Source organism: Cryobacterium sp. Y62, assembly GCF_002929785.1.
In the GTDB taxonomy this organism is placed as follows: Bacteria; Actinomycetota; Actinomycetes; order Actinomycetales; family Microbacteriaceae; genus Cryobacterium.
Genome location: NZ_PJJK01000115.1, coordinates 86667 through 103540, shown reverse-complemented (window position 1 = coordinate 103540; position 16874 = coordinate 86667). Strand labels below are relative to the sequence as shown.

Annotated in this window: 12 protein-coding genes; 6 read left to right on the top strand and 6 right to left on the bottom strand. The window is 64.1% G+C overall.

Going from position 1 to position 16874, the window contains the following annotated elements; genetic code table 11:
- Nucleotides 1-164 precede the first annotated feature (164 nt).
- Nucleotides 165-1568: a recombinase family protein gene (locus tag CXY71_RS14655; protein ID WP_104136813.1), complete on the top strand. Its 1404-nt coding sequence runs from the start codon at nt 165-167 to the stop codon at nt 1566-1568.
- Nucleotides 1569-1737: 169 nt separating this feature from the next.
- Here the strand turns inward: CXY71_RS14655 and CXY71_RS14650 are convergent, their stop codons facing one another.
- Nucleotides 1738-2517: a hypothetical protein gene (locus CXY71_RS14650; RefSeq protein ID WP_104136810.1), complete on the bottom strand. Its 780-nt coding sequence runs from the start codon at nt 2515-2517 to the stop codon at nt 1738-1740.
- 404 nt (nt 2518-2921) lie between these two features.
- Here CXY71_RS14650 and CXY71_RS22130 point away from each other — a divergent pair, with 404 nt between their 5' ends.
- Entirely contained in the window at nt 2922-3938 is a 1017-nt protein-coding gene (locus CXY71_RS22130) for a helix-turn-helix domain-containing protein (protein ID WP_104136808.1), read from the top strand.
- A 7-nt stretch (nt 3939-3945) separates the two neighbouring features.
- Here the strand turns inward: CXY71_RS22130 and CXY71_RS14640 are convergent, their stop codons facing one another.
- On the bottom strand, nt 3946-5370 hold the full coding sequence (locus CXY71_RS14640) for an HNH endonuclease signature motif containing protein (RefSeq protein ID WP_158253110.1): 1425 nt from the start codon (nt 5368-5370) through the stop codon (nt 3946-3948).
- A gap of 290 nt (nt 5371-5660) precedes the next feature.
- Between CXY71_RS14640 and CXY71_RS14635 the strand changes: the two genes are divergently transcribed.
- On the top strand, nt 5661-6275 hold the full coding sequence (locus CXY71_RS14635; RefSeq protein ID WP_199184319.1) for a GNAT family N-acetyltransferase: 615 nt from the start codon (nt 5661-5663) through the stop codon (nt 6273-6275).
- Between the two features lie 37 nt (nt 6276-6312).
- On the opposite strand, the gene CXY71_RS14630 is transcribed toward CXY71_RS14635, so the two are convergent.
- From CXY71_RS14630 to CXY71_RS22390, 3 genes are all read right to left on the bottom strand, one after another.
- Nucleotides 6313-6819 carry an SRPBCC domain-containing protein gene (locus CXY71_RS14630; protein WP_104136803.1) on the bottom strand — a complete coding sequence of 169 codons (507 nt, stop codon included), beginning with the start codon at nt 6817-6819 and terminating at the stop codon, nt 6313-6315.
- A gap of 85 nt (nt 6820-6904) precedes the next feature.
- Nucleotides 6905-8551, bottom strand: coding sequence for an NAD(P)/FAD-dependent oxidoreductase (locus tag CXY71_RS14625; RefSeq protein ID WP_104136800.1), 1647 nt, complete (start codon nt 8549-8551; stop codon nt 6905-6907).
- 257 nt (nt 8552-8808) lie between these two features.
- A complete protein-coding gene (locus CXY71_RS22390) occupies nt 8809-8940 on the bottom strand; it encodes a hypothetical protein (RefSeq protein ID WP_255411369.1) in 132 nt (43 codons plus the stop codon).
- A gap of 635 nt (nt 8941-9575) precedes the next feature.
- Here CXY71_RS22390 and CXY71_RS14620 point away from each other — a divergent pair.
- On the top strand, nt 9576-10763 hold the full coding sequence (locus CXY71_RS14620; protein WP_104136797.1) for a transposase: 1188 nt from the start codon (nt 9576-9578) through the stop codon (nt 10761-10763).
- Between the two features lie 184 nt (nt 10764-10947).
- Here CXY71_RS14620 and CXY71_RS14615 read toward each other — a convergent pair whose 3' ends face one another.
- Nucleotides 10948-11904 (bottom strand): LysR family transcriptional regulator, encoded by a 957-nt coding sequence (locus tag CXY71_RS14615; protein WP_104136795.1) that lies wholly within the window; start codon nt 11902-11904, stop codon nt 10948-10950.
- A 157-nt stretch (nt 11905-12061) separates the two neighbouring features.
- Between CXY71_RS14615 and CXY71_RS14610 the strand changes: the two genes are divergently transcribed.
- Together CXY71_RS14610 and CXY71_RS14605 are read left to right on the top strand one after the other, a co-directional pair.
- Complete coding sequence (locus tag CXY71_RS14610) at nt 12062-15643, top strand: bifunctional proline dehydrogenase/L-glutamate gamma-semialdehyde dehydrogenase (RefSeq protein WP_104136792.1); 3582 nt, start codon at nt 12062-12064, stop codon at nt 15641-15643.
- Between the two features lie 199 nt (nt 15644-15842).
- Complete coding sequence (locus CXY71_RS14605) at nt 15843-16865, top strand: 3-oxoacyl-ACP synthase III (protein ID WP_104136790.1); 1023 nt, start codon at nt 15843-15845, stop codon at nt 16863-16865.
- Nucleotides 16866-16874: the final 9 nt, after the last annotated feature.

The following is a 16874-nucleotide window of genomic DNA, read 5'->3' as shown; positions in this document are numbered from 1 at the left end:
GGGTTTGGGCTGGTCGCCAGGTCTGAGACGGGTCCCACAGGACGGGGCCGAGTAGTTGGGGTCGGCCGTGGATCATGCGGATTTTCCAGCCGCTGATGTCGATCATGTGGTGGTGGTACCAACACAATAGGACCCCGTTAGGGATCAATTGCTAATATGACCTCATGAACACGAGCGCTCACGCAGCGATTTACGCCCGCATCTCCCGCGATGTCTCCGGCGAAGGATTGGGCGTCGAGCGTCAGCTCGCGGACTGCCGCAAACTCGCCGCAGACCGAGGTTGGACGGTAGCCGAAGAGTACGTGGACAACGACATCTCTGCCTACAAGGGTAAGCGTCGGCCCTCCTACGAGCGGATGCTTGAGGACATTGCCGCAGGGCAGCGTGACGCGGTGATCGTCTACAACACCGACCGGTTGACCCGCCGCCCGATCGAACTGGAAGAGTTCGTGCAGATTTGCGAGTCCGCGAACGTGCAGCAGTTCGCCACCGTCACGGCCGACATCAATCTGGGCAATGACGACGGCATGTTCATGGCGCGGATTCTCGCCGCCGTGGCTGCGAAGGAATCGGGTCGCAAGTCGGAACGACTCAAGCGCAAAGCCAGAGAAACCGCGGAGGCAGGCAAGCCCAACGGCGGGAACCTTCGCCCGTTCGGATACGAGCGCGACCAGATGACTGTGATTGAATCCGAAGCCGTCGTACTGCGTATCCTCGCAGACAGGTATCTTGCCGGTGACTCGCTGATGTCTCTCACGAGCTGGTTGCAGGAGAACGGTGTGCTGTCTGTGGCTGGTATGGCGTGGCGGACAGGCACACTCCGCCAAACACTCACCAACCCCCGAATTGCGGGGCTGCGCTCGCACAACGGCGTCGTCGTCGCCACCGCTGTGTGGCCAGCGATCATTTCCGTGGCGACACATGAGCAGTTGGTGGCGATGTTCGCCCGCAAGGCGGTCACGGGTCGCCGCGCACCGCGTCGGTACCTGTTGTCTGGAATGCTGCGCTGCGGGAAGTGCGGAAACAAGCTGTTCAGCGCCGCCCGCGAAAATACCCGCCGTTACGTGTACATGTCCGGTCCCGACCACGGAGGCTGCGGCAAGTTGACGATCGTGGCCGCGCCCGTGGAGGAATGGCTCATGGAGGCCGTACTCATGCGCATCGACAGCCCGGAGATGGCCGACACTATGCACGGGCGGGCGATTGCCGATGAACGTCACGCCGCCCTCGCCGCCGATCTGCAAGCCGATCAAGCGCAGATGAAGGAACTGACCGGGCTCTGGGCTGACAAGGTCATCTCGAGCGCCGAGTGGAAGATCGCTCGCGAGCTGATCCAACCCCGAATCTTCAATTACGAGCGGCAGATCGCGCAGTTAACTGGAACCTCTACGCTGACAGGAATTGTCGGCAATGGCGAAGCAGTCCGCGTTACGTGGGACTCGCTGAACCTAACCCGGCAGGCCGCGATCGTCGCCGCTGTTCTGGATTTCGCCACCATCTTGCCGGGGGCTGGAGGAGGTCGCCGGGAGATGGACCCGCAGAGGATTGTTCCCACTTGGGGCCGCTGACGATCGGGAGCCGCGGTCGCCGCTTCGCGGCTGCCCCGCCGCCCCTCGATCGTTCAGCAGCACCCCAATCTGAGACACAGTTCCCGGATCGGTGATCAGCACCGGAATGCCCTGAGCAACGCATGAGGCGATGAGCCATGCGCGCACCGCTTCGCGATCTAACACGGCGTCACCGGCCCCACTGCGCCCATATGGCGGGCGGACCTTGCCAGTCCTCGTTCTCCGCTGACGACCACTGATGCGCCGGAACGGCCGAGAACCGTGCCGACGCCTGCGCCAGCACGTCACCCGCAGACGATCCAGACAGCGAGATGACTTCCGGCTTGAAACCCTGCGCCACGTCATACCGATGCAGCCCCAAAACACGAGAATCCAAATCGGTGAAGGTCTTCGCCACGTACTTCGACAGGTAACCCGCCGCGCGCCGCGCTTCAGAGAGAGGGCCGGAGCCAACCGGAAGATTCCCGAGGAGCTTGATGTGCACGAAACCGTGACCCCACGCCGACTCGATCAGCGAGCGCTTGATGTATCGGCCGACAGCGAAGTGCGCATGCAGACCGTGACCGGACTTGTGCCACTCAGGAACCCACACATACGGCAGTGGCTTTCCGCCCAGTGAAGACCGCAGGGCCCGGAAGAAGTCGCCCAGGTGCGTGCGCAACAGCGCGGGATTGTGGCATCCGTCGCCCGCAAAGGTGAGCGTGCCGAGCCGGTTGAGACGATTCGCGGCGCAGTACCGGCGCAGTGACGCCCGAGCACGGCGGCCAGCTTCTGACGCTGCCCGCTCAGGATCGGAAGCGAACCCACGGGAAACATAGGACGGCAGACGACGAATGGAGCCGTGGAACGTGCCGCCGCCCTCGCTGGCACCGGGGTACAGCGAGAACGTCCACCCAGAGTCAGGGCGAGCGAGGGTGTGAAGGTGCGCGTGGGTTGAATCCGGGAGCATAGGGAACCAGAGCTAGACGCCGACAGAGGAGTGTCGAAGGAAGACGCCAACACCGTGAAACGGGGCGCACAACTTCGAATCCCGGAATTCGACCGGGTCTGGCCTCTGGATGCATCTGTTCGAGCGGGGACACTGGCCTTTTAGCGCCGCTCAACCCCAACTGGGGTTCCGTACTCTTTGCGTACTTATGCAGCGCCTCAAGCCCTGCATCGTTCCGTATTACTAATTCAGTTCTATCGGAAGAACTACATGGCTGTCATTCGTTCACAGGATTTTCCAAGCTGCCGCGCTTTTGACCGTCCTACGGACGGCCAAAAGCTTGCCCTCGATCGCCCTGCCGGGCTCCCGAGTTATGTTGCTTATTCAAGTAAAGACACGCGCTCCGCGCGTGCCACGATGAAGCTATGAAACAACAGCAGCTCGAAGCTCTGGTCATTGCGTCGATCGACCGCGCGCGTGCCGGGAATCCGATTGAAGACGACAGGATCGAGTTCAAGCGCGAGTGGCCAGACCCGACGAAGGCGCGGCAGCTCGCTGGGTTTGCCAACCGAGCCAACGGAAACTATGTCGTCTACATTGTTGGGGCCAGCGAGAGCGGGGCAGTCTTTGCACTCGACGCAACTGACCCTGCAGATTGGTGGGCAAAGCTCTCCTCGAAATTCGATGGCGTCGCTCCGGACCTTATGCACCACATTAACGTTCCGACTGGAGCTGGAGAGTCAGTCGCCGCGCTTCTATTTGGTACCGATCGCGCCCCGTATGTCGTCAACGCCGGGGGCGGAGGATCGCCTGAGCGTGAGGTCCCGATGAGGGATGGAACCCGGACGCGAAGTGCACGGAGGGACGAACTCCTTCGTATGTTGGTGCCTCAATCCTCGGTGCCACCCGCACTGCTACTCGGGAGCAGTTTCACTGCCGAATGGTATCCGGAAGCCTCGGCCCGTGAAGAGTTTCCGAATCAAGATGCGCGACCAGCTTTTTGCTCTCTCTCAGGCACGGCGCTCATTTTTCTGGAACACACTGCCGCGTCCGGAGTCATGCTTCCGTTTCACGCCATGGAGGCAAGCTTGGAAACCAGAGACCGCGCTATACCGCTTAAGGTCCGCTTGTCTCCTCAGAAGCAAGGTGAGTCCCCGCCAGATTTTGGCGTTCACGCCAGAAGGGACGGCGTAATCGCCACTGGCCCCGGACAGTTTCCGATTGGACTGAGTGCGAATGACTTGGGGTCGGAAGAGCGCGACTTCCTCGAGGGCGTGGAGAATTGGACGGTTCGCATGAAGTTCGGTGTCATTGGAGCGCCCAGATCAGTGCAGGTCGACGGAGCACTGTCACGAGACAGGGAATTCGTTCCCTTCCAAGGCGCCATGCAAGTTCAGCTGGCGCGATGGAAGCTAAGCCCAATTCGGATCGTTACTCCGTAGGGTCGTATTAACAACTTGTTCCGTTGTCGATGTTGGTTAGTCCTCCTTCGTGCCAGGGGAGGACGTGGTGAACTTCGGTCCAGCGGGCGGGGATGGTGCAGCCGGGAATGATGCAGCCGCCGTCGCGGGCGGCGATCGCGGCGCGTTGTTTGGCGTTGAAGCAGCGGATTTTGTCGCCGAGGTAGAGCACATCGCCGTCGTCGCCGAACAGGGCTTGCTGGTAGCCGCCGGCGCAGATGAGTTCTTGCACGCGGCGGAACGATACCGGTGCTTCGATGCCGTCGATCCAGCCGACGCCGCGGCCCTGGTCGAGGTCGACGGCGTTGATGTGCACCATGACGGTGGGGGCGGCTCCGCCCATGGTCGGGGTCTTCGGGTCTCGTGCGGCCGCCTCGAGCACGGCGCGGAGGATGTCGGCGCGTTTCTCGCCCGCGGTGCGGCGGTCGCCGTCGAATCGGGTGTCGCCGGTGAACGGGTCGGCACTGAATGGTTCCGTGCCGAAAGCGGCCGAGCCGGGGATGCTCTCCACCCCGTCGATGCCGTCCAGCTCGGGCTTATTGCGGCTCTCGAGCAGTTCGGTGGGGACGAAGATGGGGGTGCGGGATCGCGCCGACAGGTAAGTGTCGAAGAGGGTGTCCATAACACCGCGCAGTTCGGGGGTGACGCTGGCGTGCACCGGGTAGAGCCCGTTGCGGAGCAGGCCGAACGTCAGCGTGCTCTTTGCCTCGACGGCGTCGTCGCCCGGGGCGGTGCCGTCGGGGTCGAGCCGGCCCTGCCATTCCATCGCTTGCGCCCGCAGGTAGTCGGGTGCGAAGCGGATGCCCGCTCCCGGCAGCCCCACGGTCTCCGACGTGATCGCGCCGGTCGCCGACGCGACCAGGGCGCGTTCGACCCGGTCGAGGTCGTCCTGCCCGACTCGGCCCTGCAACGCGGTGAGGGTTGTGGCGATGATTTCCGCTGACTCTACGCCGAAGTCGCCGCTGATCAGGCCGTCGGCGATCACCGGATACCGGGCGGGCACGGGCAGGCCAAGAGGCGTGCGCTCCACCGTGGTCTCGCCGAGCTTCAGGCGACGTTTGGCCTCACGGCCGGAGATGCCGGCAAGCTGGGTAATGAAATCAACCCGGTTACGGCATCCGTTCTTGAACGCGAGCGACCCACTGCCGAGGTCGGTTTCGGCACGGGCACCAATGTCAGTGGTCGCCCGTAATCTTGCGCCATCAACCTTGCGACCCAGCCCTTCCAAGGCCGCGAGCACCGCGACAGCCTCGCTGTCGTCGAGCTGACCAAACCGCACCCCGTCGAGAACGGAGGCCAACAATACACCCGCCTGCGCTATCACCGCGACCCGAGAAACCTCGTACTCCGGCATCGAACCGGCTGCTGCGGGCGGGGCGGTGAGGGCCATGGCGTCGGTGCCTCCTTCAGCCATAATTATAGCCGAAAGAGCACCTGAAAGCGAGAGATTCTCAGTATTATGTTGAAGGTTTTGCAGAGTTGTATACGATCTTCGGGAGCGGGGTGCCTCCTCGCGGGGAGTGCCAGCCCGCTCGGCGTCGGGGGCGTGGGCAGTTGGGGCTAGGTCTGCATAAACCTCACATCGCCAGTGCCATCCGTTGGCCATAAGTGGGCAATCTCCGTGGCCAACAGCGCGGCGTTCTCCTGTCCGCCTGCGCCCACTTCGAATTGGCCGTTAGCCTGTCTGGCTGCAATAGTCGGGAGGTGATCCAATGCACCCTCCAGACCAGCCGGTTGGTGCTCATTCCGCTGGCACACGAGCTTCTCGAATACGAGGTCACCCTTGACGCAAGCCCCGGCGTCATGCGTTATCTGGGGGCCGGCTTCCCTCGGGATCGTTCGGTAGTGGAAAAGCACCATCAAGAACGGCTCGACGTAGCGCGAGACGGTCTTGGCTTCTGGGCTGGCTTTCTTGAAGCAGAGTTCGTTGGCTGGTGGCTCCTTGCGCCGGAGAACGACGATGCGCGGGGGCAAGCAGAACTGGGGTATCGCCTGATGCCAGACTTCTGGCACCAGGGATTGGCGTCTGAAGGTGCCGCCGCCCTGCTCGCTTACGGCGTCGACGACGTGGGACTGACCCAAATCTTCGCCGAAACGATGACCGTCAATGCAGGATCTCGTGCAGTGATGAGTCGCCTCGGCCTGACCTATCTGGCACTCGCGACGAAGGGATCATCCGCTCTATCCCCGGCTCCGACCAAGGCAATGTCGATTATGCAATCACGAGAGACCACTGGGCTGCGGGCGCGCGCTGAAGAAACCTCTGAGCCAGCAGCGCCAGGCACCGGACGTCGTCGCAACCCTGGGTCTGCGCCGTGAGGGCACAGACCTTGAGTAATTCGCCGAACGTTAGCGGTCAGGCGGTGCGAACTGGAACGATCAGGTCTCTGTAGAACTGGGTATGCGCGGGGTAGTAATGCTCCCACTGTGGTAGCGGCAGCCCGGCGCGCGAGGCGACCAAGCGATCGAGGTAGTAATCCCAGCCGGGGCCAACCGTGGCGGCTTCCGACGGGGACCGCAGGCGCTGCCCGAAGGTCAGGTTGGTCATGCCGTCGCCCTCGACCAGGTGGAACATGGCACGCCAGGAATCTTCGCCCTCGCCAAAGTCGCCGTTGAAGCGGTACGGAGCCTGGCATTCGCGAACGCTCACATACTCCCATTTGGCGTCGAGTTCGGCCGTCATCTTGAACTTGACCGCTCCGGTGGCGGGCGAACCGGTATAGGTGCCGATCCACTTCTCCAACTCGGCGGGGCGGGTCAGGCTCGCCCAAACTTGTTCGATCGGCGCGTTGAAGAGCCGATTGAGCATGAGATACAGGCCGTCCTCGCGGCGAACAAGACGACCGGTGGGCTTGGCTGACATGGTGACCTCCACTATGAGTGAAACGCGAGTCTTCCCTCAGGCTAGGCCACTTTCAACCCGTCGGCTACACGCGTCGATCCGTCTACTACGCACCCTCGAGCACGGCCATCGCGGCGTTGTGGCCGCCGAGCCCGCTGACCCCGCCGCCGCGCCTCGCACCGGCCCCGCAGATCAATATGCGCGGATGCGAGGTGGCTACTCCCCAGCGCTCGGCTGGCGTGCCGCGCGGCTCGTCGTCCTCGAGGAACGGCCAGGACAGCTCGCCGTGAAAAATATTGCCGCCGGGCAGGTTCAGGGCGTGCTCGAGGTCGAGCGTGGTCTTGGTTTCGATGCAGGGACGACCGGCAGCATCCGTCATTAAGAGGGGTTCGATCCGCTCGGCCAGCGCCGAATTGAGCGAAAGCAGCACTGCGGCCTGCAACTGCGCCCGCATCTCGTCGTTGTTGCCCTCGGTGAGCGCGCGATGGGGCGTGTGCAGGGCGAAAACGGTGAGCGTGTGCGCCCCTGCCTGGGCGAGTTCGGGCGCAAGAATGCTCGGATCGGTCAGCGAATGACAGTAGATCTCGCACGGCAAAACGGAGGGAATCTCCCCGGCCAGCGCCTGCTCATACGCGGCCTGCAATTGCTCGTACGACTCGTTGACATGAAAGGTGCCGCCGAAGGCGGCCTCGGACGACACGCTCGCATCTTTCAACCGCGGCAGCCTGGTCAGCAAAAGGTTGACCTTCACCTGCGCGCCCTCCGGCTTTTCTATTACAGCGGATGCCGTTCCTCCAGCGCCCAGCAGCTCTCGCAGCACCCACGGCGCGACGTTGGCCAGAACCACCGCGCCCCGCGTCCTCTCGACGCGACCCTCCCTGCGGTAATCCACCGCTCCATCGGGGGTGACCGATGTGACTTCAGACCGGAGTTCCAGCCGCGCGCAGGCAGCGCGCGCCGCCTGTTCGAGCGCTCCGGTCACGGCGCCCATGCCGCCGATCGGCACGTCCCAATCCCCGGTTTCATTGCCGATCACGTGATATAAAAAGCAGCGGTTTGTGTCGAGACTTCGGTCGCCCGGGCTCGTGAACGTGCCGATGAGGCCGTCTGTGGCCACGACGCCGCGCACGAGATCGTTCTTGAAGCGGTCGGTGATGACGGCCCCGAGCGGCCGCTCGATCAGTGACGTCCAGAGTATGTCGTCGTCGACCAGCAGCCGGGCCTCCGAGCGGGTGAGCAGCGGTTCGCAGACCGTGGGAAGCACGGCGCGGGCCAACCGAGCGGTGTCCTCGTAGAACACATTCCACGCGTCGAAATCGGCCGCAGCCCCGATGCGCGCGAACGATGCCCGCGTCGCTTCGGCATCGCCGTTGTCGACGAGCAGCCCGGCCGCGCTGGCAGCAGACGCGATGCCGTCAAGTGCGCCAGCCCTCGCCGCGCCAACCCCGGCCGCGCCTACCCCAGGAACCGGAGTATACGACGAGTACCGCCGTCGAGCCAGCTCGATCTCGATCTCGAGCCCGAGCCCCAGCTCGCGAATGATGCGCGTCGGCAGCAGGCTCACCAGATAGGAGTAGCGCGAAAGGCGCGCGCCTGTGCCGGCGAAGGCATCCGCTGAAATGGCGGCACCACCGACCTGCGGCTCGCGTTCGAGCACGAGCACGCTGCGTCCGGCCTGGGCGAGGTAGGTGGCGGCGACCAAGCCATTGTGTCCGCCACCGATGATCACGACGTCGTGGGTGCGTTCGCTCATGCCCCGAGCCTACCGAGCCGGTTCACGTCACTTCCCGTGCTCAAAAACCGTATACTATATGAACTTCTTATACTTATGGTTTCTGTTCTGGGTGGTGCGAGAAGACCACCGCAATTCTGCGCATGACCCAGCTGGCCGTGCTCCTCGAGGAACAGTGGCAGCCCGGAGGATCCTCCGATGCCAAACTGTACTTCGGCGTGTCCGAAGGGTTCAGCTGCCCCTACGAGTCCGACGCAGCGCGGGGGTCTGGCGCCCCATCAGAAACGGATGCCGTGGCGCACGCCCGCTCCGGGGTGTCCGTCTGTCTGCCAGGGAAATGCAAACGATCGTGGGTCGAAACCGGATGCGTTGGTGCTGTCTATGCCGTGGTGCACAGTGGCCAAGGACATCAGAAGTTTCTAAACCGAAGACCCGATTAACGCACGGCGGGTGACCTCCGACTTCAGGCTGGCGTTGACCCCGGGTCGAGCGTCGTCAGGCTGAAGCCGGAATGATCGGTGTGTTCGACCGTTCGCAGTTGGGAAACGTGTTGATCGCCCGCGTGCCCGAGCTCGCTCCGGCGGCTGAGATCACCGCGCGCTGCGATCAGATCAACGCGCTGCGATATGGGTGCGTGCTACGGTAACCGGCGTCGCGGCTGCCGATATCGGGGGCGGTCATGCGAGTAGCGGATGCGAGGGCAGCTCGGCAGCGGGACGGTACCCACGTTTCGCAGACATGGCGCGAGTTGGTCGATTGTGATCTCTGTAATGGTTATAGCTGGTCTGGTTATCAGCTGACAGGCTGGTCTTGACTCTCCTGTGTGATGCGTGACACTTGCGATCCCTGACCCTCTTCATTGAGGTGTCTTGCTGCCGACATGTCCGCTTCACGCATTCAGTCGAGCCGGCCTGTGACCCTCAGAGTGACTTGATTAGAAGCCCGTCCGTACCTGTTGCTAGGTCGTGACTCATTACAGAGATGTTCCCCGAGGAAATCCCAGACCGGCACGAAATAACACCCAACCAAAGGAGTTATCGTGACCATGGTCTCACAAGTTTTCGGCCACGTCGTGGGGGTGGATACCCACGCCAAGACCCACACACTCGTGGCGATAGATCAGCTGGGCGCCCGCCACGGCATCGCGCAAACGTTCCCCACCAACCCGGCCGGCCTGAAACGAGCGCAGGCCTGGATCGAGCGGGAAACGACCGTGCCGGTGCTGGTCGCGATGGAAGGCACCGGGTCCTACGGCGCCCAATTCTGCGACCTTTTGATCGCCTCGGGTGTGCGGGTCAGCGAAACAAAACCACCCAAACGCGGTGTTCGACGGGCGGGAAAATTCGACCCGATCGACGCCGAACACGCTGCCCGTTACGCGCTCGCTCTGCCCGTCGAGCAGCTGATCACCCCGCGCAACCACGCCGGCGACCACGCCGCGCTGACCGTGTTGCTCACCGCGCGCGCCGCGCTGAAACGCTCCCGCGGCTCTTCGATCAATCGCCTCACCGCGCTGCTCCGCGGGTTCGGCTTCGGCCTGGACGTGCGCACCAGCCTCACCGATGAGCAAATCAGCCAGGTCGCCGCGTGGCGTGCTCACCGCACCGACGACGCCGGCATGGTCACCATCCGGGCGGAAGCGACCCGCGAAGCGCAGGACATCCTCCGCCGAAGCGTCGAGCTCAAAGCGAACGAGAAGGGCCTCCTCAAGCACGTCTCCGCTCTCGCACCCCGCCTCCTGGCCGAGCACGGCGTCGGCCCCTACGTCGCCGCGCAGCTGGTTGTGTCGTGGTCACACAAGGGACGCATCCGCTCCGAAGCGGCGTTCGCTCGCTTCGCCGGCGCCGCGCCGATTCCGGCGTCTTCGGGCAACACCACCCGCCACCGTTTGCACCGCGGTGGCGACCGGCAGCTGAGTAACGCGCTCTACGTCACCGCGTTCTACCGCTACCACCACGACCCCGACACCGTCGCCTACTTCGCCAAGAAGACGCAGGAGGGACAGACGCGCAAGGAGATCATCCGCAGTCTGAAACTGCTACATCGCCCGCCACCTCTATCGCGTCCTGGAGAACCTCACCGGCTAGCCAGCGACACCCGCCACCCCAGCCCGGAACCGCCGACCCAGCGGGTCGAGCCGTCTTCGACGGCCCACCCCGCCACCTTGACGCGCCCAAAAACGATCAGTGAACTTGGCCATCAATCTGGGAAAGATTTACGGCCATACGCTTGACTTCTGCCATAGAAGCGTCGGCAAGCTCGACCAACGAATGGGTGGATCTCGCAGGCGGGTGCGGCGGGTTATCGGACATCTTGCGTCGGTTCGTGACGTTGGGGCGGGAAGCTAGGCGCGTTTTCAGTGACGGCTGCTTCGCGAGGGCTGAAGCAAACCTTTTACCCGCTTTCGCGGAATCCGGCTACACCGGCGCGAGGGGCTCGAACGGGCGCGGCGGCTCGAGCGGGTCGGATTCGGTGGGTTTGGCCACCTTGCTCACCGCCCGGTCGAGGGCTTCGCGCACCGCGACCACCCCTGGTCGCTGGGCGCTCGAATGGCGTGCGGCCGAAAACAGGGTGCGGTGCGGGGTGCCAGGCAAGTCGTGTAACTGTACGGCCGGCATTCGCCCGGCCCAGACCAGGTCGGGCAGAATGCCCACGGCATTGCCCGATTCAATCAGGCGGATATGTGCGATCAGGTCGGCCGTTTCGAACCGAACGTCCGGTTCGAACCCGGCCGAGCGGCAAAGCTGCGTCGCCCACTGCCGTGACGCTGTGCCCACGGGCTCCATCACCCAGGGCAGCCCGGCGGTCTCCTCCAACGTCGCTGCGTTGATCCGTCCGGAATCCGGCGGCACCGCGAGCCGCAACGCATCCGTCGCGAGATTGATGCGGTCGAGGTCGGGCCAGTGCGCTCGGGTATGGCCGGGATACTGCTCAGCGAGCACGAGGTCGAAGTCGCGCGCCGCGACCTCGAACAGGCCACGTTCCGGCTCGCGTTCGGTCACTTCTACCCGCAGGGCCGGAAAATCCTCGGCCAGAAAGGTGAGTGCCCGCGGAATCACGGCGAGGGCGGCCGACTGGAACACGGCCACCCGCACCGTGCCAGACACCGTCGTGGTGCTCGCGCGCAGGTCGGCCTCGGCGAGCTCCAACCGCTCCAGCAGAAAGGTCGTGTGTTCGACCAGAATCTCCGCCTGCTGCGTGAGCTGCACCCGCCGGCCAACCTTCTTGAGCAGCACGACGCCGGCTTCTTTTTCGAGCAGTGCGAGCTGTTGCGACACCGCGGAAGGGCTGTAGGCGAGGGCCTCGGCGACCCCGGCGAGGGTGCCGCGAATCTTCAGTTCGCGCAGCAGTCGCAGTCGCCTGACATCCAGCATCCGCTGCCCCTTACACCCATTGACCCGCCCGAAACCAAATCATTAGAAATTGTAACGAATATCATGCAGAAACAATTGCTTTTACTAAATATAGGCTGGCCACAGACTTGAACCACCAGAGCAACCCATCCGTGAACGAAAGACTAGTCTCGTGACCATGACCAACGCCTCCACCCGCCCTACCAATGAGGATTTCAGTGCGGAGGTCGTCAAGCTCGTTAAGAAATGGCTGGACGAAAGCGCTACCATCCCAACGGATGCCGCCGCCGAGCGGCTCGCCGGCGTTCTGAAGGACCCGAACGGTCTCGACTTCACGGTGGGCTTTGTGGACGGCGTCATGCGCCCCGAGGACAAGATGGTCGCCGGCTACAGCCTCGCGAAGGTTGCCAAAAAGGCACCCGGTTTTCTGCCGCCGCACATGCGCGCGGCCATCGGCCTCGGCGGTATCCTCGGACCAGTGCTGCCCTGGGTCGTCATTCCAGCCGCACGCACGGTGCTGCGCCAGATGGTTGGCCACCTCGTCGTCGACGCGACCCCCGAGAAGCTCGGCCCCGCGCTCGTGCACCTGAAAGAGGGCGGTAACCGCCTCAACATCAACCTGCTCGGTGAGTCCGTGCTCGGCGAGAAAGAGGCGCTCGAACGCCTCGAGGCAACGAGCCGCATCCTCCAGCGTCCCGACGTGGACTACGTCTCGATCAAAGTTTCCTCGATCGCCAGCCAGCTGTCGATGTGGGCCTTCGACGAGACCGTCGCCCGCGTGATCAAGCGCCTGACGCCGCTGTTTGAGTTCGCCGCGGCATCTGCTACCCCGAAATTCATCAACCTCGACATGGAGGAATACCGCGACCTTGACCTCACCATCGCGGTGTTCGAAGGGCTGCTTGACCAGCCGCAGCTCGCCCATCTTGAGGCGGGGATCGTGCTGCAGGCCTACCTGCCCGATGCCCTGAGCGCGATTCAAGGCCTGACCCACTGGGCGCAGAACCGGCGAGCGGCTGGCGGATCACCAATCAAGGTTCGTTTGGTCAAGGGTGCCAACCTTGCGATGGAGAATGTCGATGCCGCTGTGCACGACTGGCCCCTCGCGACCTTCGGCAGCAAGCAAGACACCGACACGAACTACAAGCGCGTGCTCAACTGGGCAATGACCCCGCAGAATACGGATGCCGTCAAGCTCGGCATTGCCGGCCACAACCTGTTCGACGTGGCCTGGGCGCACCTGCTCAGCGTCGCCCGCGGCGTCGACGACCGGGTCGAGTTCGAGATGCTGCTTGGCATGGCCACAGGCCAGGCGCAAGCCGTGCGCAATGACGTCGGCCAGCTGCTGCTCTACACACCCGTCGTCGATCCTTCGCAGTTCGACGTGGCTATCAGCTACCTCATTCGCCGGCTCGAAGAGAACGCGAGCTCGGAGAACTTCATGTCGGCCGTGTTCGAACTGACCAGCAACCCCGAGCTGTTCGACCGTGAGAAGGCCCGTTTTCAAGCCTCCCTCGACGCCCTCGATGACGTGGTGCCTACTCCCAACCGGGTGCAGGATCGCTCGAGTAGCTACGACTTTGATCGCCTGGCTGCCGCCCACACGGATGCCCGGAGCCAGATTTCCGAGACCGCCCCCGACGACGATCCGCAACTGACCGGCCTGCTGCTGGGCATCACCCGCGGCTCGGTGCCCACGCACTCAACCTTCCACAACGAGCCGGACACCGACCCGTCGCTGCCCGCCAACCGGGCCTGGGGCCGGCGTATCCTGGCCCGCGCCGATGCATCCACTCTCGGAACGGACACGAACCTGGCCGCTGCGGTGCCCGACGAGGCCGCGCTGAACACGATCATTGACGGTGTGCTCGAAGCCGGAATCGCTTGGGGCCAGAAGACCGGCGTCGAACGTGCTGCGGTGCTGCACCGCGCCGCCCTGGCGCTCGCCGCCAACCGTGACCGCCTGATCGAGGTCATGGCGAGCGAGTGCGGCAAGACCATCACCGAGGGTGACGCCGAAGTGAGCGAAGCCATCGACTTCGCCAACTACTACGCCGAACGAGCCAAGGACCTCGACCGTGTGCAGGGCGCCATCTTCGTGCCGTCCAAGCTCATCGTCGTCACCCCGCCGTGGAATTTCCCGACCGCCATCCCGGCCGGTGGCATGCTCGCCGCCCTCGCGTCGGGTGCTGGCGTCGTGGTCAAGCCCGCCACCGCAGCCCAGCGCACCGGTGCCGTCGTCGTCGAGGCGTTGTGGGAAGCAGGCATTCCTCGCGAACTTCTCGCGCTGGTCAACCTGCCCGACCGTGAGCTCGGCGCCAAGCTCATCGCGCACCCCGCGGTGAACCGGGTCATTCTCACCGGCGGTTACGAGACGGCCGAGCTGTTTCGCTCGTTCCGCCGGGACCTCCCGCTGCTCGCCGAAACCAGCGGCAAGAACGCCATCATCGTCACCCCCTCGGCCGACTTCGACCTGGCCGCCGCTGACGTTGTCAAGAGCGCCTTCGGCCACGCCGGCCAGAAGTGCTCGGCCGCGAGCCTGGTGATTCTGGTCGGATCGGTCGCAAAGTCGGAGCGGTTCCTCGGCCAGCTGGTCGACGCCGCGACGTCGATCAAGGTTGGCCACGCGAGCGACCCGGTTACCCAGATGGGCCCGATCATGTCGCCGGCCGACGGCAAGCTGCTGCACGCGCTGACCACCCTCGGTGCTGAAGAGAAGTGGCTGGTCGAGCCGAAGCAGCTCGATGGGACCGGCAAACTCTGGTCACCGGGCATCCGCACCGGCGTCGTGCCCGGATCGTACTTTCACCTCACCGAGTTCTTCGGTCCGGTGCTCGGTGTGATGCACGCGCGCAATCTGGAAGAAGCCATCCGCTTTCAAAACGCCGTCGACTATGGCCTGACCACCGGGCTACATTCGCTCGACGCCGACGAGCTGGCCCTCTGGGTCGACACGATCGAGGCCGGCAACCTCTACGTCAACCGTGGCATCACCGGTGCCATTGTGCAGCGCCAGCCCTTCGGAGGCTGGAAGCGCTCAGCCGTGGGAGCCGGCACCAAGGCCGGCGGACCGAACTACCTGCTCGGCCTCGGCAGCTGGGTCAACGAGCCCGGCCGCAACAGCTCGACGCTGCACCTGCGCGGGCTCGAACAGCGCGTCACCGACATCATCGAGGCGAGCCAGCCTTTTCTCGACTACGCCGACTTCGACGTGCTGCGCCGCTCCGCAGTGAGCGACGCACTCGCCTGGCGCGAGGAATTCAATGTCGTGCGCGACGCGACCGACCTCGGCGTGGAGCGCAACCTGTTCCGCTACCGCGCGCTGCCGGTCACCGTGCGCCTGACCGAGTCGGGAACGCTCGCCCAGCTGCTGCGCGTGATCGCCGCTGCGACCCTGTCGACGTCACGTTTCGACGTGTCGAGCACCATTCCGGTTCCGCCGGCCGTGCGCAACATCCTGGCCGAGCGTGAGATTCCGGTGTTCATTGAAAGCGACGACGAGTGGCTCGACCGGGCCCGTTCCGGTGGCATCACGGCCAGCCGCGTGCGCCTCATCGGCAGCGACCCGGTGCTGGGGGCGCGGGAGGCGGCATCCGCTTTTGCCGACGCCGTCAACGGCAGCCCCGACATCGCCGTGTACTCCAACGCGGTCACCCAGGCCGGCCGCATCGAGGTGCTGCCGTTCCTGCGGGAACAGGCCATCTCCATCACCGCGCACCGGTTCGGCAACCCGAGCACTCTCTCGGACGGCGTGATCTAGAGCGCACCCAGCTGCGGAGATTCTCGTCTGGCAGCCTTCAATCGCATTTTTATGGGGGTTATCGGCGAGAATCTCCGCGGTTCTACACCGAGCAATCGATAGCGCTCACAGGCTACGTGTGGTTCGCGTACAGTTTCGTAAGTCAAACTCACAGGGGACGTATGCTTACCGCTGTCCACAACTCGACAGGGGTTCACGCTTGAACGGAAACGCGACGACGACGCATCGAAACGTCGCCTTGTTGTCGATCGCGAGTCTGATGGCGCCGCTGATCATAACGTCGGAAGAGATCGACCGACGGTTGAAGCCTGCTTTGACGCGCCTCAAACTGCCGATCGGGCTGCTGCAGCGCGTCGCCGGTGTGTACGAACGCCGCAATTGGGGGCCGAATGAGACCTTCGATGACGCCGCGGTCAAGGCCGGCAAGATCGCCCTGCGCGAGGCCGGCATCAAGCCGAGCGACGTGGGCCTGCTCATCAACACCTCGGTCACCCGCAAGCATCTCGAACCCTCCGTTGCCGTGCGAATCCACCACGGCCTGGGCCTGCCGTCGTCGGCGATCAACTTCGACATCGCCAACGCCTGCCTCGGCTTCGTCAACGGCATGACCCTCGCCGCGCAGCTCATCGACAGCGGGCAGATCAAGTACGCCGTGATCATTGACGGTGAAGACGCCGATGAGATCCAGACCAACACGATCGAGCGCCTCGGTCGCCCGGGCATCAAGCGCAAAGACTTCATGAGCGAGTTCGCGAGCCTCACCCTCGGCTCCGGCGCTGCCGCCGCCGTGCTCGGTCCAGCGGATGCCCACCCCGGCGGACACCGCATTCTAGGTGGAGTCACCCGCGCGGCCACCCAGTTCAACGGACTCTGCGTCGGCAGCGTCGATGGCATGTTCACCGACGCGAAGGCGCTACTCAAGGGCGGCATGGAATTGGTCGTCTCTGCCTGGACCGAGGCAAAGCGCGACTGGAGCTGGTCCAACATGGACCGCTACATCGTGCATCAGGTCTCCGACGTGCACACCAACGCCATCGTCAAGGCGACCGGCATGGACAAAACCAAGATTCCGCTGACCTATCCGAAGCTTGGCAATGTGGGCCCGGCGTCGATTCCGATCACGCTCTCGCAAGAGGCGTCGAATCTGCAGCCGGGCAACCGGGTGCTGCTGATGGGCGTCGGTTCCGGCCTCAACACCGCCATGATGGAGCTCTGCTGGTGAACTCCGTTC

Bases quoted from the DNA above. Each gene is read 5' to 3' on its own strand.
- CXY71_RS14655 (WP_104136813.1), top strand. From the start codon at position 165: ATGAACACGAGCGCTCACGCAGCGATTTACGCCCGCATCTCCCGCGAT.
- CXY71_RS14650 (WP_104136810.1), bottom strand. From the start codon at position 2,517: ATGCTCCCGGATTCAACCCACGCGCACCTTCACACCCTCGCTCGCCCT.
- CXY71_RS22130 (WP_104136808.1), top strand. From the start codon at position 2,922: ATGAAACAACAGCAGCTCGAAGCTCTGGTCATTGCGTCGATCGACCGC.
- CXY71_RS14640 (WP_158253110.1), bottom strand. From the start codon at position 5,370: ATGGCTGAAGGAGGCACCGACGCCATGGCCCTCACCGCCCCGCCCGCA.
- CXY71_RS14630 (WP_104136803.1), bottom strand. From the start codon at position 6,819: ATGTCAGCCAAGCCCACCGGTCGTCTTGTTCGCCGCGAGGACGGCCTG.
- CXY71_RS14625 (WP_104136800.1), bottom strand. From the start codon at position 8,551: ATGAGCGAACGCACCCACGACGTCGTGATCATCGGTGGCGGACACAAT.
- CXY71_RS22390 (WP_255411369.1), bottom strand. From the start codon at position 8,940: ATGTCCTTGGCCACTGTGCACCACGGCATAGACAGCACCAACGCATCC.
- CXY71_RS14620 (WP_104136797.1), top strand. From the start codon at position 9,576: ATGGTCTCACAAGTTTTCGGCCACGTCGTGGGGGTGGATACCCACGCC.
- CXY71_RS14615 (WP_104136795.1), bottom strand. From the start codon at position 11,904: ATGCTGGATGTCAGGCGACTGCGACTGCTGCGCGAACTGAAGATTCGC.
- CXY71_RS14610 (WP_104136792.1), top strand. From the start codon at position 12,062: ATGACCAACGCCTCCACCCGCCCTACCAATGAGGATTTCAGTGCGGAG.